Raw genomic sequence first — 19,971 nt, forward strand, 5'->3', positions numbered from 1 at the left:
TAATCATAAGATAGGGGCGCCATCGCCCTTTCATTCGCTGCACACGGGGTACTCGCATCGCGCAGTGCCTTTCGGTAGTATGTGCGGCTTTTCTCGCACCAAGGGACGCATCCAGCGTAAGCGCGAAGGATAAAAACGACATGAAATTTCTGGACAACTACTTCAAGCTCGCCGAGCAGAAGACCAACGTAAAAACCGAGGTGATTGCAGGGGTCACCACGTTCCTTACGATGGCCTATATCATCTTCGTCAACCCGAGCATTCTTTCCGAAGCCGGCATGGATTACGGTGCCGTGTTCGTGGCGACGTGTCTGGCGGCGGCCATTGGCTGTTTCGTGATGGGGCTATGGGCCAACTACCCCATTGCCCAGGCGCCGGGGATGGGTTTGAACGCCTTCTTTACCTATGGTGTCGTGCTGGGGATGGGCTACACCTGGGAGGCCGCGCTGGGGGCGGTATTCTTCTCGGGCCTGACCTTCTTCCTGCTGAGTATCTTCAAAATTCGTGAGTGGATCATCAACTCGATTCCGCTGTCGCTGCGATTGGGCATTGCGGCGGGTATCGGCCTGTTCCTGGCGATGATCGCCCTGAAGAATGCGGGCATCGTGGTGTCCAACCCGGCGACCTACGTGGCGCTGGGCGACCTGTCCCAGCCGCCGGCCATTTACGCCCTGTTGGGCTTTTTCGTGATTACCGCGCTGGCCTACCTGCGCGTGACCGGTGCGGTGATGATCGGTATTCTGGGTGTGACCGTCATGGCCATGGTGCTGGGCCACAACCAGTATGGCGGGATCATGTCCATGCCGCCTTCCATCGCGCCGACGTTCATGGCCATGGATCTGATGGGTGCGCTGGACGTGGCCATGCTGAGCGTGATTTTTGCGTTCCTGTTCGTGGACCTTTTCGACACCTCGGGTACGCTGGTGGGCGTGGCACACCGTGGCAAGCTGCTGGACAAGGATGGCAAGCTGCCGCGCATTGGTCGTGCCATGATGGCCGATAGCACGGCGTCCATGGCCGGTGCTGCGCTGGGTACTTCCACCACGACCAGTTACATCGAGTCGACAGCGGGCATTGCCTCGGGCGGCCGTACCGGACTGACGGCGGTGGTCGTTGGCGTACTGTTTTTGATCAGCCTGTTCTTTGCGCCGCTGGCGGGTTCCATTCCGGCCTATGCCACGGCGGGCGCTCTGCTGTACGTGGCGGTGCTGATGGCGGGTAGCCTGGCGCATGCCAACTGGGAAGACCCCACAGACGCCGCGCCGGTGCTGATCGCTGCGCTGGCCATGCCGCTGACCTTCTCGATTGCCGAGGGTATTGCCCTGGGCTTCATCAGCTACGTTGCCATCAAGACCCTGTCAGGTCGATTCAGCGACCTGAATCCGGCAGTGGTCGTGCTGGCGCTGCTGTTTGCAGCAAAATTCCTGTTCCTGGGCTAACTGCCCGCATTTTGACTAATCAATGAGAGACGCGATGAGCATCTACGGCGATTACATTAAGTCCGTTATTCGCACGGTTCCTGACTGGCCTGAGCAAGGAGTGAACTTCCGTGACATCACTCCGCTGCTGCAAAACAGCGCTGCCTTTCGCAAGCTGATCGATAGCTTCGTGCACCGCTACCAGGAGATGAACCTGGATGCCATCGCGGCGATTGACGCTCGTGGCTTCATTATTGGCGCCCCGTTGGCCTATGAGCTGGGCTGCAGCTTCGTGCCGGTGCGCAAGAAGGGCAAGCTGCCGTTCAAGACGATCAGCGAGACCTATACGCTGGAGTATGGTCATTCGGAAGTCGAGCTGCACGCCGATGCTTTTCAGCAGAATGACCGTATTTTGTTGATGGATGATCTGATTGCCACCGGCGGTACCATGCTGGCAGCGGCCAACCTCATTCAGCGCTGCGGCGGCCAGGTCGTCGAGACGGCAACGATCATCGACCTGCCTGAACTGGGTGGCTCTACCAAAATTCGCGATGCGGGCTATAGCGTATTCGCGGTCTGTTCCTTTAATGAAGACGAGTAACGCCCCATGAGCAGCGAACGCTACCACCAACACTTCACCGTCTCCTGGGATCAGATTCATCGTGACGTTCGTCAGCTATGCCATTTGCTGATCGAGCGTGACTTCAAGGGGATCGTGGCGATTACCCGAGGCGGATTGATTCCTGCGGCGCTGATTGCCCGTGAACTCAACATCCGCCTGATCGACACGATCTGCATCAAGAGCTACGACCACATGAACCAGGGTGGCCTGGACATCATGAAGGGCGTCGACCACGACGGCGAAGGCTGGCTGCTGGTGGATGATCTGGTCGACACCGGCAAGACGGCGCGTGCGGTGCGTGAAATGCTGCCCAAGGCGCATTTCGTGACCATCTACGCCAAGCCCGAAGGTCGGCCGCTGGTGGATCAGTACCTGACCGAAGTGGCACAGCAGTGCTGGATTCAGTTCCCCTGGGACATGGGCATTGCCTATGTCGAGCCTCTCGCCGACCAGATGAAGAAGTAACATGTCGACTCCGCTACCCAATGACTGGCAACAGTGGCTGGGGCAAGAGTTCAAGGCCGACTACATGTCGGCCTTGAAAGCCTTTCTGGCTCAGGAAAAAGCAGCCAAGAAGGTCATTTATCCTCATTCGTCCCACTGGTTTCGTGCGTTCGAGCTGACCCCGCTGGCCTCGGTCAAGGTGGTCATTCTCGGTCAGGACCCCTACCACGGCCCCAACCAGGCACATGGCCTGTGTTTTTCGGTGCAGCCAGGGGTGCCGGTGCCGCCGTCGCTGGTCAACATCTATAAAGAGTTGGCGGCGGACGTAGGTTTTACACCGGTGCGCCATGGCTTCCTGGAACCCTGGGCCAAACAGGGCGTGTTGTTGCTGAACACTGCGCTGACTGTGGAGCAGGGCAATGCAGCGTCGCATCGCGGCAAGGGCTGGGAGTCGTTCACCGACCGGGCCATCGAAACCGTCAGCCAGCACGGCGAGCCCTGTGTGTTTCTGCTCTGGGGCAGCCATGCCCGCCAGAAGAAAGCGCTGATCGATACCCAGCGCCATTTGGTACTGGAGTCGCCCCATCCTTCGCCGCTGTCGGCACACCGTGGTTTCTTCGGTAATCACCATTTTTCCAAGGCAAATCAGTTCCTCCAGCAGCAGGGCCGTGCGCCTATTACGTGGCAATTGCCGGAAAAGCCTTAACCTGATGGTCAGTTGCGGGTAGAATGGCGCGCAATTTTGATCGCGTGTCGATGCGATCCTGATTGCCATCCCGAATCCCCTGTAGTGAGGAAGTCCCATGAGTGTGTACGCCATTAACCATCCGCTTGTTCAGCATAAACTGGGACTCATGCGTGAAGCTGACCTGAGCACGAAAAGCTTTCGTGAATTGGCGGGTGAGGTGGCCAAGCTGCTGACCTACGAAGCGACCAAGGGTCTGGAGCTTGAAAATCACGAGATTCAGGGATGGAACGGTGAGCCTATCGCGACACAGCGCCTCAAGGGTAAAAAAGTCACCATCGTGCCTATCCTGCGCGCAGGCCTGGGGATGCTGGAAGGCGTGACCGACCTCATCCCCAGTGCGCGGGTTAGCGTGGTAGGCCTTTATCGTGATGAGGAAACGCTGCAGCCGGTGCCATACTTCGCCAAGTTTGCCAACGATATCGAAGAGCGCATGGCCATTGTCATCGACCCCATGCTGGCGACCGGTGGTTCCATGGTGGCGACACTGGACATGCTGCGTGAGCGCGGTTGTGAACACATGAAAGTGATCGTGCTGGTGGCTGCCCCTGAAGGGATCAAACGGGTGCAAGATGCTTATCCTGATGTAGAAATCTACACCGCGTCGGTAGATGACCGACTCGATGAGAATGGCTACATCGTCCCCGGCTTGGGAGATGCCGGCGACAAGATTTTCGGAACGCGTTAAGCGCTCCGTAACATACAGCCCCTTACGCACCGCGTTGGGGGCATTTTTTTGCCTCCGTTATCTACGATAGACCTTCCTGGAGTGGTGCAATGACAACGAATAGTGCACAAGAGTCGTGGCCTAAACTACTGCTGACCGGCGGACAAATGCTGTTCGTCGCGTTTGGTGCCTTGGTGCTGGTGCCGCTGCTGACGGGCTTGGACCCCAGCGTGGCCTTGTTTACCGCTGGGGTGGGCACGCTCGTTTTCCACGGCATTACGCGCCAGACGGTGCCGGTCTTTTTGGCTTCTTCCTTCGCTTTCATTGCCCCCATTCAGGGCTCGATTGCCAGCTTTGGAGTCTCTGCCACCATGGGCGGGCTGATGGCCGCCGGGTTGGTATACGTGGCCATTTCACAGGCCGTTCGACTGAAAGGCACGGCCTGGCTGCACCGCTTGTTGCCACCGGTGGTGGTGGGGCCGGTCATCATGGTCATTGGTCTTGCTCTGGCGCCAGTGGCGGTCAGCATGGCCACGGGTGAAACCAGTGACAACATTGGTTACGGTGCGGCGATCTTTCTCTCCATGGCCAGCCTGTTGGTGACCCTGGTGCTGGCCGTCTTTGGCCGCGGCTTGCTACGTCTGGTGCCCATCATGGGCGGTATTGCGGTGGGCTACCTACTGGCCCTGCTGATGGGGGTGGTCGATTTTACCCCGGTCAGGGAAGCGGCCTGGCTGTCGGTGCCCAATTTCACTGCCCCCAGTTTTCACTGGGCCGCAATCCTGTTCATGATTCCGGTGGCGATCGCCCCCGCTGTGGAGCATATCGGCGACATGGTGGCGATTGGTTCGGTGACCCGCAAGAACTACCTGGAAAAGCCCGGCCTGCATCGCACGCTGCTGGGTGACGGCCTGGCCACGACCACGGCGGCGCTGTTCGGTGGTCCGCCCAATACCACTTATTCCGAAGTGACCGGCGCGGTGACACTGACCAAGGCGTTCAACCCGAAATACATGGTGATTGCCGCCGTGCTGGCCATCGTGCTGGCATTCGTCGGCAAGCTGGGTGCCTTGCTGCAAACCATTCCCGGTCCGGTGATGGGCGGCATCATGACTCTGCTGTTTGGCTCGATTGCCGTGGTGGGCATGAATACCCTGGTGCGCGCAGGGCAGTCGCTGACGGCGGCGCGTAATCTGGTGGTGGTGTCGCTGATTCTGGTCTTCGGCATTGGTGGCATGCAGTTCGGGGGTGGTCAATTCACCTTGCAGGGCGTAAGTTTGGCAGCCCTGGTGGGCATTGCGTTAAACTGGCTGTTGCCTGCAGAGAAAGAAGGCGAATAGTCGCTCAGTTGACGAGGTATGCCATGAAAGAGCCACCAAACTGTGGGTTTCCGGTGCTGGGCGTCGCCGCGTGGAGCGGGACGGGAAAGACCACGCTGCTCGAACAGCTGCTGCCTCGGCTGCGAGCACTTGGCCTGTCGGTGGCGGTGATCAAGCATGCCCATCACCAGTTCGAGGTGGATCACCCTGGCAAGGATAGTTACCAGTTGCGCAAGGCCGGAGCGGCCCCGATGCTGGTGGCATCGAGTCGCCGTCTAGCACTGATGATGGATATGCCGACAGAGGAAGAGCCGGATCTGGCGTATCTGCTTTCGCTCATGGCACCGCATGCACCTGACCTGGTCATCGTCGAAGGTTTCAAAGCCTGGCCCATCGCCAAGCTGGTGCTCTACCGAGAGGGCATTGGCGATGCGCACATCCTCGATGACCCGCATGGAGTGGGCGTTGCGCTGAGTGGCGCGGCGCCTGTGCCTCTGCGTGAGGATGTGATGCGGCTGAACCTCGACGACATTGATGGTATTGCCCGCTGGGTGTTCGACTGGGCTGCCGAGCAGCGCCACTCTCTGATTGATAGCAAAAGGTGACACGATGCAGTTAACCCACCTCAATGCCCAAGGCGAAGCCAACATGGTCGATGTTGGCGACAAGGCTGAGACACGCCGAGAGGCCGTCGCCTCTGGACGAATCGTGATGAGCGCTCAGACGCTTCAGCTGCTGACGGACGGTGCCTTGCCCAAGGGTGATGTGCTGGCCACGGCGCGCATCGCCGGTATTCAAGCGGCCAAGCGTACCCATGAGCTGATACCGCTGTGCCACGCCTTGGCGCTTTCCAAGGTGTCGGTGGACTTCGAGATCGACCACGACAACGGTTGGGTCAACGTTACGGCGCTGTGCCGCCTGAATGGCCGGACGGGGGTAGAGATGGAGGCCCTGACGGCCGTGTCCGTGGCATGCCTGACGCTGTATGACATGTGCAAGGCCGTCGATAAAGAGATGCGTATCGAAGCCGTGCAGTTGGAGAGCAAGCAGGGGGGTAGCCGGGGAGATTACCAGCGCCTGATGCCCGCGCCCATCGTGACCGGCGAAGGGGCATCGGGGGAAGTAAGCCTTGGGGAGCGTTGCTCATCTCCCTGCGTGCGGGTCAAGTTTCTGGCCGAGCTGCGCGAGCGGGTCGGGGAAAGCGATGTGTCGGTGGATCTGGATCGCTTGCCGAGCCGCAACGTCGCGGGCCTGAAGGCGGCGCTCAGCGCTCAGGATGCGCGCTATGCGCTGTTGTCCGATCAGCGTACGTTATGTGCCATCAACCAGGTCATGGCCAGCGACAGTTCGCGCATTACCGACGATGACGAAGTGGCGTTCTTCCCACCGGTCACGGGAGGCTAAGCCATGGCGCTGCTTGAGCATCCGCATAAAGCGCTCGTGGTCGAGGTCACCGAGGAAAGCTTCTCCATGGCGCATGGCTACGAGCAGGCGCTTCGGGGTCGCACGGATATCGGCGCGGTGGTCAGCTTTACCGGGCTGGTGCGCGACTTCAACGAGTCGCCCGATGTACTGGGCTTGACGCTGGAGCATTACCCCGGAATGACCGAGCGCAGCCTGATGGAGATCGCCGAGCAGGCCTGGCAACGCTGGTCGCTCCAGGCGGTGCGCATCATTCATCGGGTGGGAGATTTGGCGCCAGGTGACCCTATCGTTCGCGTGCTGGTCGCCAGTGCGCATCGCCGGGATGCCTTCCTGGCCTGTGACTTCATCATGGACTATCTCAAGACCCAGGCGCCGTTCTGGAAAAAGGAGCGCGCACGCCAGGGGACGTATTGGGTCAAGGAGCGCAAAACCGATCAGCAGGATGCCGAGCGCTGGTCATGACCCGCGCTTGGGCCTGCTGAATTCGGCATGAACTTTGGCAAGAACTTTGGCATGAATTTTTGCCTGAACTACCGCGTGAACTACTGCCGATCGAGTTCTTCCTCGGTCGGCATATCGGCGGCCATGATCTGCAGGTGCACCTCAGGCATGTGCTGAAGGTGGTTGGCCAGCCAGTGCATCAGGCGCGGTTGCAGCGCCTGGCGCAAGTCTGCCAGGGTCTCGGCCTCGATCTCTTCCAACTGCTCGTCCAGCCAATCGCTGAAACTCTCCTCATCCAGCGGGCTGGCTCCCGTGGTATCCAGCATCATCCGTCCAATGCGCCACCAGCCGGTCTCGGTGGCGGTCACCGGTAGTGCCAGAAACAGGCTTCCGCGCCGTGCGCCGGGAGTCTGGTGCTCGAGCCCGGGGTGGGGCCTCACGCTGTTTTGATCGACGATGCAAGGTGGCTGGGGGTGGCGTGTTTCCAGGCGCAGGCCCTGGTTGTCGAGCGCGATCATGTCGCCATTGAGCGGCGCAAGGGGCGCGCTGATGCCCAGCTGTTCGGCCAGTGCCTGGTGGGCCTGCTGATGTCGAGCTTCACCGTGCACGGGTAACAGGGCTTTTGGGCGTACCCATTGGTAAAGCTTCTTGAGCTCTTCTTGGGCTGGATGCCCTGTGGCATGCAGCTCGGGATGATTGTTTTCATCGAAGAGGTCGACACCCAGCTGTAACAAACGTTTTTTAAGCTGTTCGATGGGGCGCTCATTGCCCGGGATGGCCTTGGCGGAAAAAATGACGCTGTCACCGGGCTCCAGGTCGACGAAGGGATGACGGCGTTGCGCCAGTCGTTGAAGCGCAGCGCGTGGCTCACCCTGACTGCCCGTGGCAATGATCACGACTTCTTCGGGGGGCAAATAGCCAAGATCGTGGGGCGGTACCAGTGCCGGAAAATCGTCCAGGTAGCCCAACCCTCTGGCCACGCTCACCATGCGCTCCATGGAGCGGCCCATCAAGCTGACACGGCGTCCGCAGGCTTGTGCGGCACGCCCGATGGCCAGAACCCTCGCCAGGTTGCTGGCGAAACACGACACCACGACGCGCCCCTTGCACTTCGCAAGGGTGCTGGCCAGTGCCTTGGCGACATCGCCTTCGCTGGCCGACTGCCCTGGCATGGGGGCATTGGTAGAGTCACCCACCACCAGGTCCAGAGGGGCCAGCGCGCGGAAATGGGCGGCATTCACCGGCGCACCGATGAGCGGCTCCGGGTCCAGTTTCCAGTCACCCGTATGCAGAACCCGATAGTCGCCTGCCTGCATCATGATGGCGCAGCTTTCAGGTATGGAGTGGGTGACACTCAAGTAACGCAGGGTAAAGGGCCCGCGCTCAACCGCATCGCCGGGTTCGATGATTTCGATGGCAGCGCTGCTGAGCTGGTGTTCGGCAAACTTGTGGCGCAGCAGGCCCGCCGCCAGCGGGGTGGCAAAAATAGGGCAGCCCCAGCGCGGCCATAGCCAGGCGGCGGCGCCGATGTGGTCTTCATGACCATGGGTGATGAACAGCGCGGCAGGCGTGATACCGAGGGTCTGCAGGGTGTCGGTGTTGGGTACCTGCAGCGGCGAGTTGGGCAGATCTTGACGAATCATCATGCCGCAATCGACGGCGATCCACTGATCGTCGTATCCATACAGCGTAAGATTCATTCCAATTTCACCGCATCCACCTAGCGGAAGCAGGTGCAGGGGCGGGCGGCGACGGGGACGAAGTTGAACGCGTGGTGGATGCATCGGTCATGAAAAGCCTGGGAAGTAATCTCTTAACTATACGGGAAGGGAGGGGCCTGTAACAATCATCGCGGCACTGCACCACAGTGCTTGGTCGCAGCGCTTGCGTTACACTAGCGCGCCTGGTGAGGCTTGCCTGTCGGCAGGTAAGTCCCTGGCGAACGTGCCGTTACATACGCAAGAGTGTTCATTGATGTCTCATTATTACCGTTTAGTTGTGTCGTGCCCGGATCAGGTGGGCATCGTGGCGCGTGTTTCCAGCTTCATTGCCCAGCAGGGCGGCTCGATTACCGAGGCCAGCCAGCACTCCGACCTGGAGACGGGTCGCTTTTTCATGCGTTACGAAATTCTCGCCGATTCATTGGGCATGTCTGCCGAGGCGCTGCGCACGGCGTTCGAACCCGTCGCCGCCGAATTCGATATGCAGTGGTCACTGGTGGACACCCAGAAGCGCCGCCGCGTGGTGTTGATGGTTTCCCGGGAATCCCACTGCCTGGTGGATCTGCTGTATCGCTGGCAGGCAGGCGAGCTGGATTGCGATATCGTCAGCGTCATTTCCAATCATGACGACATGCGTTCGCTCACCGAGTGGTACGGCATTCCTTATCATCACGTGCCGGTGGACCCGGCCAACAAGCAGGCGGCTTTCGATCAGGTACAAACCCAGATCGATGCGGCACGGGCCGACTGTGTCGTGTTGGCGCGGTACATGCAGATACTGCCCCCCTCGTTGTGCGAGCGCTATGCCGGGCGCGTCATCAATATTCATCACAGCTTCTTGCCCTCCTTTGCCGGGGCAAAGCCTTACCACCAGGCTTACGAGCGTGGCGTCAAGCTGATCGGTGCCACCTGCCATTACGTGACCGAAGAGCTGGATGCGGGGCCCATCATCGAGCAGGATATCCATCGGGTAAGCCACTGCCATACGCCCACCGATCTGGTGCGCTTTGGCCGTGATGTGGAAAAAGCCGTGCTGGCCCGCGGCCTGCGCTGGCATCTGGAAGACCGCGTATTGATTCACGGTAACAAGACCGTCGTGTTCAGCTAACTCGCCCACCGGGGAGGGGCGCCATGTCCTTTGCACAAAGCGTGCTGGCCACCTGGGCACTGCTGGCTACCTGGCTGGTGTCGGCAGGTGCGCTGGGGTGGGTGCTTTGGCAGCGCCCCTGGCAGCCGCTGCTGGAAGATACCGGTTTGCAGCATCGCTGGATGGCCGCGACGCTTGCCGTGATGCTGATGTGGCAGCTGCGGGCCCAGGCGGTCGATTGGTTGACCCTGCATCTGGTGTTCACGGTGCTGATGACGCTGGTGTTCAAGGTGCCCCTGGCCTTGATCAGCAACTTGCTGCTCAACGTGGCGATGGTGGTGATCGGGCGCAATGCCTGGGAGCTGTTGGGGCCCAACGTGTTGGTGACGGGACTGGTGCCCGCCGTGATCACGGGGGTGGTATGGCGTATCGTGGATCGCCGCTTGCCGGACAACCTGATGGTGTTTCTGTTTGCCTGCGGTTTTTTCGGTGCTGCGCTGGCCACGCTAGGAGGCGGGCTGGCGGCCGTGGGGCTGATTCTGGTGGCGGGCACCGACCCTGAAGCGATTTATCTGGCTCAGGAGTATGCCCGCTTTTTACCCTTGCTGATGCCCTCGGAAGCCTTCATCACCGGCATGCTGCTGAGTATCTTGCTGGTCTACCACCCGCACTGGGTCGCCACGTTCAACGACCATCGTTACATAGATATGCAGTAGGCGGTGGCTTGGTCCAGTGCCCTGGCCCAGTATTTTAGCCCAGTGCCTGGCCGTTGCCGCCTCGGATGACGCCTACCCCGACGCCTTCGATATCCAGCTGTTGAGTTCTCAGGTCGATTTCGATGGGGGCGAAGTCTTCGTTCTCGGCGAGCAGCGTGACGTGATGCCCCTGGCGTTTAAAACGCTTGACCGTGACTTCGTCTTCCAGGCGCGCGACGACGATCTGACCGTCACGCACGCGGTCGGTACGATGCACCGCCAGCAGATCGCCTTCCAGAATGCCCACGTCCTTCATCGACAGGCCGCGAACTCGCAGCAGATAGTCGGCCTTGGGGGTGAAGTACTCTGCAGGGAGCGGGCAGTAACGGTCGATATGCTCCGCTGCCAGAATGGGACTGCCCGCCGCGACTTCGCCAATGACCGGCAGCCCGCTGGGCGTGGCATCGTTGGCGGCGCTGGCAGGCTCGGCTGCCGGGGGCGTGGCGTCGAGCGGCTCCTGGTTGGGCAGGCGTATGCCGCGGGACGTATTGCGAATGATGCGAATGGCACCTTTGCGCTCCAGAGCGCGCAGATGCTCTTCGGCGGCGTTGGGGGAACGAAAGCCCAGCGCCTTGGCGATTTCGGCGCGGGTAGGGGGGTAGCCAAGCTCGCCCATGGTCTTCACGATAAAATCATATACATGCTGCTGGCGTGCGGTGAGTGGGCGTGACATATCAGACTCCAAACAGTGAAAAGACAGTCGCTACATGTCCGTAAAATCAGTATGTGTTTAAGTATACAGTATGTTGCTCTGTCCAGTACATGATGAGTTGCAATCCGTACCGTGGCACGCAGCCTGAACCTTGAGCGGGATAATCGTTTGAGCCAGCAGGGGTAATGGCATACTATTCGCCAACGCGATCGCCATGTTTTAAACACCTGTTTTGGGAGGGCGCTATGGCCCAGTCGGATACGGTCACACGTATTTTGGATACGGCAGAGGTGCTCTTTGCAGAGCGGGGGTTTGCCGAGACATCACTGCGCAATATCACCAGCAAAGCGCGGGTCAACCTTGCTGCCGTCAATTATCACTTCGGGTCGAAGAAAGCGCTGATACAGGCGGTATTTGCCCGTTACCTAGACCCGTTCTCCGAACGCTTCCATACTGCGCTGGACGAGCTGGAAGCGCGCTACGAAGGCCAGGCCATTCCTCTGGAGGTGCTGCTGGAAACCATGGCCACTACCGTGCTGGCCGTGCCTGCCGAGCGGCATAGCCTGAAAGTGTTCATGCGGCTGCTGGGGCTGGCTTACAGCCAGGCGCAAGGACACCTGCGTCGCTACATTCAGCAGCAGTATGGCGATGTCTTCACGCGCTTCACGGAGTTGGTGCGCCGGGCGACCCCCGAGCTGCCAGATGCCGAGCGTTTCTGGCGGCTGCACTTCATGCTGGGCACGGTGATTTTCACTCTGTCTGGCCTGGATGCACTGCGCGATATCGCCGCCAAGGATTATCAAGAGCAGGTAACGGTACGCGACTTGATCCGACGTCTGCGCCCCGTTGTGGTGGCGGCCATGAGCGCGCCGATGCCGTTGCCCGCAGCAACCGTGGATGAGAAGCCCCATGCACACGCCCAGATTGGCTGACCTGCCGCCCGTTGACGGTGGCTGGATGGAAATCGACACCGAGGCCCAACGCCTGCGCTGGTGGCAGGGGAGCGCGCTAGAGCATGAATGCGCCATTTCGACGGGCAAGGCCGGCGTAGGGCAAGAAGAGGGCAGTGGACGTACTCCGTTGGGTTGGCACTACATTCGAGCAGCGATTGGCGATGGGCTACCCGAGGATGCGGTCTTTCGGGGGCGTCGTTGGACCGGAGAGGTCTACTCTGCCGATTTGGCGGTCGAATTCCCCGAGCGCGACTGGATCTTGACCCGCATACTGTGGCTATGTGGCCTGGAGCGCGGTATCAATCGCGGCGGCTGTGTCGATTCCCAGCGTCGCTACATCTACCTGCACGGTACTCCCCCTGACCAGCCCATGGGCCTTGCTGCTTCTCACGGCTGTGTGCGTCTACGTAATCCCGACCTGCTCTGGCTTTTCAAACGGGCTGTGCCGGGTACGCCAGTATGGCTGCATTGACGTTTTCCCCGCTGGCATACTCCACATTTTGAAAGATCACACGGGTGGTCTAGAATGACGCCCTTTTTCCTGGACCCAGTACGATGACTCAACCTTTAGGCCCGGTCATGCTCGACCTGGAAGGCCAGACCCTGACCAAGGAAGACAAGCGCCTGCTGAAGAATCCCGCGGTAGGTGGCGTGATTCTGTTTGCTCGTAACGTGGAAAGCGCCACCCAAGTGCGGGAGCTGTGTGACAGCATTCGTCGTGTGCGCGGCGACCTGCTATTGGCCGTCGACCAAGAGGGCGGTCGGGTCCAGCGTATCCGGCAAGGCGTGACGCGCCTGCCGCCCATGGCTCGGATTGGCGACGTGTTTGCCCATGATCAGTCGGTAGGGCTGGCGCTGGCCAAAGATACCGGCTGGCTGCTGGGCATGGAAATGGCCGCCTGTGGCCTGGACATCAGCTTTGCCCCCGTGCTGGACGTGGACAGCGGTATTTCCAGCGTGATCGGGGAGCGCAGCTTCAGCCGAGACCCTCAGCACGTCGCCTTGCTGGGGCAAGCCTTCGTGCACGGATTGCATGAGGCGGGAATGGCAGCTGTGGGCAAGCACTTTCCCGGCCACGGCGGCGTGGGGGCCGATTCGCACACCGCCCTCCCTGTCGATGAGCGTCCGCTCTCGGCCATCAAGGAGCACGACCTGGTGCCCTTCAGCCAGCTTGCCACGCTGCTCAACGGCGTCATGCCCGCCCATATCGTCTACTCTGCCTTCGATTCGCGTCCGGCCGGTTTTTCGCCCAGTTGGCTAGGCATGCTGCGTGAGTCGCTGGGCTTCAAAGGCTGCATCTTCTCGGATGACCTGAGCATGGCGGGGGCTCATGAGGCGGGTGGCCCCGCCGAGCGTGCCAAGGCTGCCCTGGCAGCGGGCTGCGACATGCTGCTGATCTGCAACGACCGTGAGGCTGCGCTGGAAGTGGTGCAGGCCTGTCATGACGTATTCAACAAGCGGCCCGCCAAGCTGCGTTATGGTCGCGCGCGACCGCAGCTGGAAGCACTGGCCGCGCTGGGCCGTTGGCGCAAGACCCACGCCAGGCTGGAAGCGCTGGTCGCTGACGCCAGCTAATTGACCCATAAACTGTTTTGGAGAGGCTCGATGTCCAAATTGGATAAAGAGGCGCTGGAGTCGCTGGACTCCATGCGCGAGTTGATGGACAACGCCGACTGCTTGATTTCACAGGAGCAGGTCGAGCGTGCGCTGGACCGTATGGCGGAAGAGATTACCCGTGACCTGGGCGATAAGCTGCCGGTTTTCTACTGCGTCATGAACGGGGGGTTGATCACCACCGGTCATCTGCTGACACGTCTGGGTTTCCCACTGGAAGTGGACTACCTGCACGCTACCCGCTACCGCAATGAACTGCGCGGCGGCGAGCTGTTCTGGCGGGTCTCTCCGGAAGTCCCCATGGCGGGTCGGCATGTGGTGATCGTCGACGATATTCTCGATGAAGGCGCCACCCTGGCGGCCATCCTGGCGTACTGCAAGGAAGCCCAGGCCGCCAGCGTGACCACCGCCGTACTGGTGGACAAGCAGCACGACCGCAAGGCAGTCCCTGGCCTGAAGGCCGATTACTGCAGTCTGGAAGTCGCCGACCGCTACGTCTTCGGTTTCGGCATGGACTACAAAGGCTACTGGCGGAATGCCCCGGGGATTTTTGCGCCCAAGGGCATGTAAAGCACTGGCCTAGCGGGGCGAGAAACGTCTTGCCAGGCCGGTTTCGGCAATCATGCGGGTGGAGATCTCCTCCACGGAGAAGCGTGTGGTGTCGATGAAAGGAATGTTCATGCTGCGGTAGAGCGATTCGGCCTGCTCGACTTCCTGCAGGCACTGATCCATGGAGCTGTAGCGGCTGTTGGGGCGACGCTCGTTGCGAATGGCCGCCAGTCGCCGGGCATCGATGGTCAGGCCGAACAGCTTGTGCCGGTGCGGTGCCAGCGCTTTCGGCAATTTCAAGTGGCCATCTTCATCCAGGTCGTCCTCGGTCAGCGGATAGTTGGCCGCGCGAATGCCGAATTGAAGCGCCAGGTACAAGGACGTTGGCGTTTTACCGCAGCGAGATACCCCCACCAGAATGATGTCTGCCTTGTCGTATTGATGGGTGCGGGCACCGTCATCGTTATCCAGTGCAAAATGCACCGAGTGGATACGGTCCATGTAGACATCGTCGCTGCCTATGGAGTGGGTGCGCCCCACGCTGTAGGAAGAGTGCGTGCCCAGCTCTTGCTCCAGCGGTTCCAGAAACGTCGAGAAGATATCGACCTTGAAGCCGGAGGCCTGGCGGATGACGTTGCGGATCTGCTGGTCGACGATGGTGTCGATGATGATGGGGCGAACACCGTCGCGCATCGCGGTGGACTCGATGATCTCGGCGACGGCTTGAGCCTTTTCCAAGGTGTCGATGTAGGGCTTGGTGATCATGTTGATGTCCACGTCACTGAACTGCGCCAACAGGCTGCGCCCCAGGCTTTCTGCCGTGATCCCCGTGCCATCGGAAATAAAAAAGGCTGTTCGTTTCATAGTCTGTCCGCCATCCTCACCCAACTGATTTACGAGCGCTCATTGTGTGCCGTGTGCCATGGCAGTACAACGTTTTCGAGTGCAGGGTTTTCGAGTGCAGGGTTTTCGTGAGCAGGGTTTGCGTGTGCAGGGTACTTGCGATTGGCCTCGCAATTGTGCTCGCGCAAACAGGTCTGCGTCCTGTCCTGACTACATAAATGCCATGTTTCCGGCCGATGTTGTAAAAATCCTCCACTCCCTGCGCTGTTAGACCAATGGCGAATAGGGGGCCGCGATGCTAGGGTGACAGCGTGAATGGGTGTCGTCCCAACGGTTGCATCAATGTCTGAGTGAGGGGGTTGCGTGGAAGAGTACATTCTGTGGTTCGATCAGCTGGGTATGGCGGACGTCGAACGCGTGGGTGGTAAGAACGCCTCGCTTGGCGAAATGATCTCCAACCTGGCCGGTGTGGGTGTCACGGTGCCCGGCGGTTTCGCCACTACGGCCCATGCATACCGCGAGTTTCTCTCCCACGAAGGCCTCAACGACCGTATCAACGACACCCTGGCACGGCTCGACGTCGACGACGTCAAGGCGCTGGCCGAGGCTGGCAAGCGTATCCGCCAGTGGATCATCGAGACGCCGTTGCCGCCCACCTTCGAAGCGGCATTGGAGCAGGCGTACCAGCAGTTGCAGGCAAAACACCCCGGCCTGAAGGTTGCGGTGCGCAGCTCGGCAACGGCGGAAGACCTGCCGGATGCATCGTTCGCCGGTCAGCAGGAAACCTTCCTCAATATCGAAGGCCTGGCCAACATCAAGCATGCGGTTCACGAAGTCTTTGCCTCATTGTTCAATGATCGCGCAATTTCCTACCGCGTCCATCGGGGCTATGCCCATGAGAACGTTGCCCTGTCGGCCGGTGTGCAGAAAATGGTGCGCTCCGAGACCGGTGCGTCCGGTGTCATGTTTACCCTGGACACCGAGTCCGGCTACCGGGACGCGGTGTTCGTCACCGCCTCCTGGGGGCTGGGCGAGACCGTAGTGCAAGGGGCGGTCAACCCTGACGAGTTCTATGTGCACAAGCCCACGCTGGCCGCCGGGCGTCCGGCCGTGTTGCGTCGTACCCTGGGGTCGAAACTGATCAAGATGGTGTACGGCAAGGATGCCAGCGCAGGTCGTTCGGTGAAAACCGTTGACGTGCCTTACAAGGATCGCGGGCGTTTCTGTATCGACGACGAGCAGATCATGGACCTCGCCCGTCAGGCGGTCACCATCGAGCAGCATTACCAGCGGCCCATGGATATCGAGTGGGCGCTGGATGGTGATGACGGCAAGCTGTACATCGTGCAGGCACGTCCTGAAACCGTCGTTTCCCAGCAGGAGGGCGGCAAGCTGGAGCGCTTCCAGCTGCGCGAAAAGGGCCGCACGCTGATCACTGGTCGGGCCATTGGGCAACGCATTGGTCGTGGTGCGGTCAAGATTGTGCTCAGTCCTGACGAGATGGACAAGATTCAAGAGGGTGACATTCTGGTCACCGACATGACCGACCCCGACTGGGAGCCGATCATGAAGCGGGCATCGGCCATCGTCACCAACCGGGGCGGGCGTACCTGTCATGCGGCGATCATTGCCCGTGAGCTGGGCATTCCCGCGGTGGTGGGGTGTGGAGATGCCACCACGCAGCTGCAGGAAGGCTGCGACGTGACGGTCTCCTGTGCCGAGGGCGATACCGGCCATGTGTATGAAGGCCTGCTGGCCTTCGATTGCAACGTCTCCAGCGTCGATGCCATGCCGGAGATTCCCTTCAAGATCATGATGAACGTGGGCAACCCGGACCGTGCCTTTGGCTTTGCCAGCCTTCCCCATGCGGGCGTGGGGCTGGCGCGTCTGGAGTTCATCATCAACCGCATGATTGGTGTGCATCCCAAGGCGCTGCTGGATTATCAAACGCTGCCGGTTGACCTTCAGCAGGTGATCGACCTGCGTACGGCAGGGTACGCCGACCCGGTCAGTTTCTACGTGGACAAGCTGGTGGAGGGGATTTCCACCTTGGCGGCGGCGTTTCATCCGCAGCGGGTGATCGTTCGCCTCTCGGATTTCAAATCCAACGAATACGAGAACCTGATAGGCGGCAAGCTGTACGAGCCAGGTGAAGAGAACCCCATGCTGGGCTTCCGTGGCGCTTCTCGCTACATTTCCGATGCCTTCCGCCCCTGTTTCGAGCTGGAGTGTCGGGCGCTGAAGCGCGTGCGTGAAGAGATGGGCTTCACCAATGTCGAGATCATGGTGCCTTTCGTACGCACCACGGATGAAGCCCGTGAAGTAGTCGAGCTGCTGGCCGCCAACGGCCTGAAGCGCGGTGGCAGCAGCGACCCTGACGGCCTCAAGGTCATCATGATGTGCGAGCTGCCTGCCAATGCGCTGTTGGCCGACGAGTTCCTCGAATATTTCGACGGCTTCTCGATTGGCTCCAACGACCTGACACAGTTGACCCTTGGGCTGGATCGTGACTCGGGCATCGTGGCCCACCTGTTCGATGAACGTAATCCGGCGGTGAAAAAACTTTTGGCCATGGCCATTCAGGCGTGCAAGGCACGAGGCAAGTACGTGGGGATTTGTGGCCAGGGGCCTTCGGATCACCCGGACCTGGCCAAATGGCTCATGGAGCAAGGGATCGACTCGGTATCGCTGAACCCGGACGCGGTTCTCGAAACCTGGTTCATGCTGGCAGGAGAGAGTATCGCCTGACATCCATGGGTTAGTTAGCCTGCTGTTCGATTTGCGCCCGGCCATTGTGCCGGGCGCACGGGTTTTATAGGCTACGCTTTGTTTTGGATGACACCGCTCTGGATAACACCGCTCTGGATGACGGCGCCCCCGAGGCGCTGTGCGATGTCTGCCTGTGTCCTGGTTAAAAGGAGAGAAATTATGCTGCCTAAACGGGCAATCCCCCTGACGGGCCTACTACTCGTTCCTATGGTGAGCTGGGGGTTTAGTTACCAAGCCCCCGAGATGTCGCCGGAAGTAGGCTCAGGGTATGAGGAGAAGCCCGGTTGGGCCGTTGAATCCTTTGCCGTTGCTGCGGCGAACCCGCTGGCCACTGACGCGGGTTATCAAGTGCTCAAGGCCGGTGGCAACGCCATCGATGCGGCGGTGGCCGTGCAAATGGTGCTGACCCTGGTAGAGCCGCAGTCCAGTGGGATCGGCGGCGGCGCCTTCTTGATGCACTACGACGGCAGCAATGTGCAGGCCTTCGATGGTCGCGAGACCGCGCCTGCCGCGGCCACCGGTGAGCTGTTCATGGAAGATGGCGAGCCGCTGCCGTTCATGGAGGCGGTGGCCAGCGGTCTCTCTGTGGGGGTGCCGGGGGCACTGCGTATGCTGGAGCAGGCCCACGCCGAACATGGCCAACTCGCCTGGCGAGAGCTTTTCACCCCTGCCATTACGCTGGCGGAAGAGGGCTTTGCCGTCAGCCATCGGCTGCATACCAGCCTGGCCAACGATACGGCGCTGCGCGAGGACCCGTTGGCCCGAGCGTTCTACTACGATGAGCAAGGCGAGCCGCTGGCCGTTGGTGACACATTGACCAATCCCGCGCTGGCCGCCATTTTGCGCCGAGTGGCAGAAGAGGGCAGCAGCGCGTTCCACGAAGGTGCGATTGCCGAGGATCTGGTGGCCCGAGTGCAGTCCCATCCGCAGCGTCCGGGCGAGATGAGCCTGGACGACCTCAGCGGCTATGAGCCGGTGGAGCGTGAGCCGATCTGTACGCCCTGGCAGGAGTGGGAAGTGTGTGGCTTCCCGCCGCCGTCGTCGGGTCATATCACCGTCATGCAAATCCTCGGTATTCTCGATCAGCAGCCGTTGATCGAAGCACCGCTGGATAACGGTGCTCCCAGTAGCGGTTGGCTGCATCAGTTCCTCGAAGCGTCTCGGCTGGCCTTTGCCGACCGAGGTCGCTACATCGGCGATCCTGATTTTGTCGAGGCGCCGGGAGGCGATTGGCGCACGATGCTGGCCCCTGAATACCTCAACCAGCGTAGTCGCCTGATGGGCGAAGCGTCACTGGGCGATAGCGTCGAGCCTGGCAACCCCGGTGAGCTGGAAGTGAGCTTTGCCAGCCAGCCCGAACAGCCTGAGTATGGCACCAGCCACATCAGCATCGTGGACGGCGATGGCAATGCGCTGGCCATGACCACGACCATCGAGCAAGCCTTTGGGTCACGTATCCTGGCAGACGGGGGCACGGGGCTGGCAGGGGGCTATCTGCTCAATAACGAGCTGACCGATTTCGCCTTCGAGCCGGAAAGTGAAGGCCTCCCCGTGGCCAACCGCGTTGAGCCCGGCAAACGTCCCCGTTCCAGCATGAGCCCGACCCTGGTCTTCGATCTGGAAAGCGGTGAGCTGGTGGCCAGCCTGGGCTCGCCAGGTGGCGCAGCGATCATTCATTACACGGCCAGAAGCCTTGTGGCCATGCGTGACTGGGGGCTCGATGCTCAGGAAGCGCTGGATCTGCCTCATGCCATCACCTTGGGAGGCGATGTCTACCTGGAGGAGGGGCGATTCTCGGAGGAGACCGCCGAGGCACTGCGTGGGCGCGGACATCAGGTGAGTGAGCGGGAGTTGACCAGTGGTCTGCAAGCCATCATGAAGCTGGAGGACGGCACCTTGTACGGTGGCGCCGACCCGCGTCGTGAGGGCGTGGTCATGGGTGAGTGA

Annotated in this window: 20 protein-coding genes; 17 read left to right on the forward strand and 3 right to left on the reverse strand. The window is 60.6% G+C overall.

The window, feature by feature from the left end; all coding sequences use genetic code 11:
• Window positions 1-140: 140 nt before the first annotated feature.
• From FEU76_RS12030 to moaE, 9 genes are all read left to right on the forward strand, one after another.
• Window positions 141-1,439, forward strand: coding sequence for an NCS2 family permease (locus FEU76_RS12030; RefSeq protein ID WP_039182223.1), 1,299 nt, complete (start codon window positions 141-143; stop codon window positions 1,437-1,439).
• 34 nt (window positions 1,440-1,473) lie between these two features.
• A complete protein-coding gene (locus tag FEU76_RS12035; protein WP_039182221.1) occupies window positions 1,474-2,019 on the forward strand; it encodes an adenine phosphoribosyltransferase in 546 nt (181 codons plus the stop codon).
• A gap of 6 nt (window positions 2,020-2,025) precedes the next feature.
• Window positions 2,026-2,505, forward strand: coding sequence for a xanthine phosphoribosyltransferase (gene gpt, locus FEU76_RS12040; protein WP_016914007.1), 480 nt, complete (start codon window positions 2,026-2,028; stop codon window positions 2,503-2,505).
• A gap of 1 nt (window position 2,506) precedes the next feature.
• Window positions 2,507-3,190 carry a uracil-DNA glycosylase gene (gene ung, locus FEU76_RS12045; protein WP_144983283.1) on the forward strand — a complete coding sequence of 228 codons (684 nt, stop codon included), beginning with the start codon at window positions 2,507-2,509 and terminating at the stop codon, window positions 3,188-3,190.
• A 97-nt stretch (window positions 3,191-3,287) separates the two neighbouring features.
• Window positions 3,288-3,917: a uracil phosphoribosyltransferase gene (gene upp, locus FEU76_RS12050; RefSeq protein ID WP_039182214.1), complete on the forward strand. Its 630-nt coding sequence runs from the start codon at window positions 3,288-3,290 to the stop codon at window positions 3,915-3,917.
• Window positions 3,918-4,006: 89 nt separating this feature from the next.
• The gene (locus FEU76_RS12055; RefSeq protein WP_144983286.1) at window positions 4,007-5,236 is read left to right on the forward strand and encodes a uracil-xanthine permease family protein; all 1,230 of its coding nucleotides are present in this window, start codon (window positions 4,007-4,009) and stop codon (window positions 5,234-5,236) included.
• Window positions 5,237-5,259: 23 nt separating this feature from the next.
• On the forward strand, window positions 5,260-5,820 hold the full coding sequence (gene mobB / locus FEU76_RS12060) for a molybdopterin-guanine dinucleotide biosynthesis protein B (protein ID WP_144983289.1): 561 nt from the start codon (window positions 5,260-5,262) through the stop codon (window positions 5,818-5,820).
• A 4-nt stretch (window positions 5,821-5,824) separates the two neighbouring features.
• Entirely contained in the window at window positions 5,825-6,619 is a 795-nt protein-coding gene (gene moaC, locus FEU76_RS12065) for a cyclic pyranopterin monophosphate synthase MoaC (protein WP_039182206.1), read from the forward strand.
• 3 nt (window positions 6,620-6,622) lie between these two features.
• A complete protein-coding gene (gene moaE, locus FEU76_RS12070) occupies window positions 6,623-7,102 on the forward strand; it encodes a molybdopterin synthase catalytic subunit MoaE (protein ID WP_144983292.1) in 480 nt (159 codons plus the stop codon).
• Window positions 7,103-7,182: 80 nt separating this feature from the next.
• Here the strand turns inward: moaE and FEU76_RS12075 are convergent, their stop codons facing one another.
• Window positions 7,183-8,781: a ribonuclease J gene (locus tag FEU76_RS12075; RefSeq protein WP_144983295.1), complete on the reverse strand. Its 1,599-nt coding sequence runs from the start codon at window positions 8,779-8,781 to the stop codon at window positions 7,183-7,185.
• 274 nt (window positions 8,782-9,055) lie between these two features.
• On the opposite strand from FEU76_RS12075, the gene purU reads away from it, so the two are divergent.
• Together purU and FEU76_RS12085 are read left to right on the forward strand one after the other, a co-directional pair.
• A complete protein-coding gene (purU, locus tag FEU76_RS12080) occupies window positions 9,056-9,910 on the forward strand; it encodes a formyltetrahydrofolate deformylase (protein ID WP_039182197.1) in 855 nt (284 codons plus the stop codon).
• Window positions 9,911-9,933: 23 nt separating this feature from the next.
• Window positions 9,934-10,605: an energy-coupling factor ABC transporter permease gene (locus FEU76_RS12085; protein ID WP_096922891.1), complete on the forward strand. Its 672-nt coding sequence runs from the start codon at window positions 9,934-9,936 to the stop codon at window positions 10,603-10,605.
• Between the two features lie 34 nt (window positions 10,606-10,639).
• Here FEU76_RS12085 and lexA read toward each other — a convergent pair whose 3' ends face one another.
• Complete coding sequence (lexA, locus tag FEU76_RS12090; protein WP_096922892.1) at window positions 10,640-11,317, reverse strand: transcriptional repressor LexA; 678 nt, start codon at window positions 11,315-11,317, stop codon at window positions 10,640-10,642.
• 224 nt (window positions 11,318-11,541) lie between these two features.
• Here lexA and FEU76_RS12095 point away from each other — a divergent pair, with 224 nt between their 5' ends.
• The 4 genes from FEU76_RS12095 (at window position 11,542) to FEU76_RS12110 (ending at window position 14,433) form a co-directional block, all read left to right on the forward strand.
• Window positions 11,542-12,228, forward strand: coding sequence for a TetR/AcrR family transcriptional regulator (locus tag FEU76_RS12095; RefSeq protein WP_039182189.1), 687 nt, complete (start codon window positions 11,542-11,544; stop codon window positions 12,226-12,228).
• Window positions 12,206-12,721: a L,D-transpeptidase gene (locus tag FEU76_RS12100; RefSeq protein WP_144983298.1), complete on the forward strand. Its 516-nt coding sequence runs from the start codon at window positions 12,206-12,208 to the stop codon at window positions 12,719-12,721. The genes FEU76_RS12095 and FEU76_RS12100 overlap by 23 nt, the downstream gene beginning before the upstream one ends.
• A gap of 83 nt (window positions 12,722-12,804) precedes the next feature.
• Window positions 12,805-13,824 (forward strand): beta-N-acetylhexosaminidase, encoded by a 1,020-nt coding sequence (gene nagZ, locus FEU76_RS12105; RefSeq protein ID WP_039182183.1) that lies wholly within the window; start codon window positions 12,805-12,807, stop codon window positions 13,822-13,824.
• Between the two features lie 30 nt (window positions 13,825-13,854).
• Window positions 13,855-14,433, forward strand: a complete 579-nt coding sequence (locus FEU76_RS12110) for a hypoxanthine-guanine phosphoribosyltransferase (protein WP_096922894.1) — start codon at window positions 13,855-13,857, stop codon at window positions 14,431-14,433.
• Between the two features lie 9 nt (window positions 14,434-14,442).
• Here the strand turns inward: FEU76_RS12110 and ppsR are convergent, their stop codons facing one another.
• Window positions 14,443-15,276 (reverse strand): posphoenolpyruvate synthetase regulatory kinase/phosphorylase PpsR, encoded by an 834-nt coding sequence (gene ppsR / locus FEU76_RS12115; protein ID WP_016913992.1) that lies wholly within the window; start codon window positions 15,274-15,276, stop codon window positions 14,443-14,445.
• Between the two features lie 342 nt (window positions 15,277-15,618).
• Here ppsR and ppsA point away from each other — a divergent pair, with 342 nt between their 5' ends.
• Together ppsA and ggt are read left to right on the forward strand one after the other, a co-directional pair.
• Entirely contained in the window at window positions 15,619-18,003 is a 2,385-nt protein-coding gene (ppsA, locus tag FEU76_RS12120; RefSeq protein WP_144983301.1) for a phosphoenolpyruvate synthase, read from the forward strand.
• Window positions 18,004-18,183: 180 nt separating this feature from the next.
• Window positions 18,184-19,971: a gamma-glutamyltransferase gene (ggt, locus tag FEU76_RS12125; protein ID WP_144983304.1), complete on the forward strand. Its 1,788-nt coding sequence runs from the start codon at window positions 18,184-18,186 to the stop codon at window positions 19,969-19,971.

The organism is Halomonas sp. C22 (genome assembly GCF_007655045.1).
Classification (GTDB): domain Bacteria; phylum Pseudomonadota; class Gammaproteobacteria; order Pseudomonadales; family Halomonadaceae; genus Vreelandella; species Vreelandella hamiltonii.

Excerpts from the sequence above, each read along its gene's own strand:
- FEU76_RS12095 (WP_039182189.1), top strand. The coding sequence starts at position 11,542 with ATGGCCCAGTCGGATACGGTCACACGTATTTTGGATACGGCAGAGGTG.
- FEU76_RS12035 (WP_039182221.1), top strand. The coding sequence starts at position 1,474 with ATGAGCATCTACGGCGATTACATTAAGTCCGTTATTCGCACGGTTCCT.
- purU (WP_039182197.1), top strand. The coding sequence starts at position 9,056 with ATGTCTCATTATTACCGTTTAGTTGTGTCGTGCCCGGATCAGGTGGGC.
- upp (WP_039182214.1), top strand. The coding sequence starts at position 3,288 with ATGAGTGTGTACGCCATTAACCATCCGCTTGTTCAGCATAAACTGGGA.
- FEU76_RS12055 (WP_144983286.1), top strand. The coding sequence starts at position 4,007 with ATGACAACGAATAGTGCACAAGAGTCGTGGCCTAAACTACTGCTGACC.
- ggt (WP_144983304.1), top strand. The coding sequence starts at position 18,184 with ATGCTGCCTAAACGGGCAATCCCCCTGACGGGCCTACTACTCGTTCCT.
- mobB (WP_144983289.1), top strand. The coding sequence starts at position 5,260 with ATGAAAGAGCCACCAAACTGTGGGTTTCCGGTGCTGGGCGTCGCCGCG.
- FEU76_RS12085 (WP_096922891.1), top strand. The coding sequence starts at position 9,934 with ATGTCCTTTGCACAAAGCGTGCTGGCCACCTGGGCACTGCTGGCTACC.
- moaC (WP_039182206.1), top strand. The coding sequence starts at position 5,825 with ATGCAGTTAACCCACCTCAATGCCCAAGGCGAAGCCAACATGGTCGAT.
- ung (WP_144983283.1), top strand. The coding sequence starts at position 2,507 with ATGTCGACTCCGCTACCCAATGACTGGCAACAGTGGCTGGGGCAAGAG.
- ppsR (WP_016913992.1), bottom strand. The coding sequence starts at position 15,276 with ATGAAACGAACAGCCTTTTTTATTTCCGATGGCACGGGGATCACGGCA.
- gpt (WP_016914007.1), top strand. The coding sequence starts at position 2,026 with ATGAGCAGCGAACGCTACCACCAACACTTCACCGTCTCCTGGGATCAG.
- FEU76_RS12100 (WP_144983298.1), top strand. The coding sequence starts at position 12,206 with ATGCACACGCCCAGATTGGCTGACCTGCCGCCCGTTGACGGTGGCTGG.
- moaE (WP_144983292.1), top strand. The coding sequence starts at position 6,623 with ATGGCGCTGCTTGAGCATCCGCATAAAGCGCTCGTGGTCGAGGTCACC.
- nagZ (WP_039182183.1), top strand. The coding sequence starts at position 12,805 with ATGACTCAACCTTTAGGCCCGGTCATGCTCGACCTGGAAGGCCAGACC.
- FEU76_RS12075 (WP_144983295.1), bottom strand. The coding sequence starts at position 8,781 with ATGAATCTTACGCTGTATGGATACGACGATCAGTGGATCGCCGTCGAT.
- FEU76_RS12030 (WP_039182223.1), top strand. The coding sequence starts at position 141 with ATGAAATTTCTGGACAACTACTTCAAGCTCGCCGAGCAGAAGACCAAC.
- FEU76_RS12110 (WP_096922894.1), top strand. The coding sequence starts at position 13,855 with ATGTCCAAATTGGATAAAGAGGCGCTGGAGTCGCTGGACTCCATGCGC.
- lexA (WP_096922892.1), bottom strand. The coding sequence starts at position 11,317 with ATGTCACGCCCACTCACCGCACGCCAGCAGCATGTATATGATTTTATC.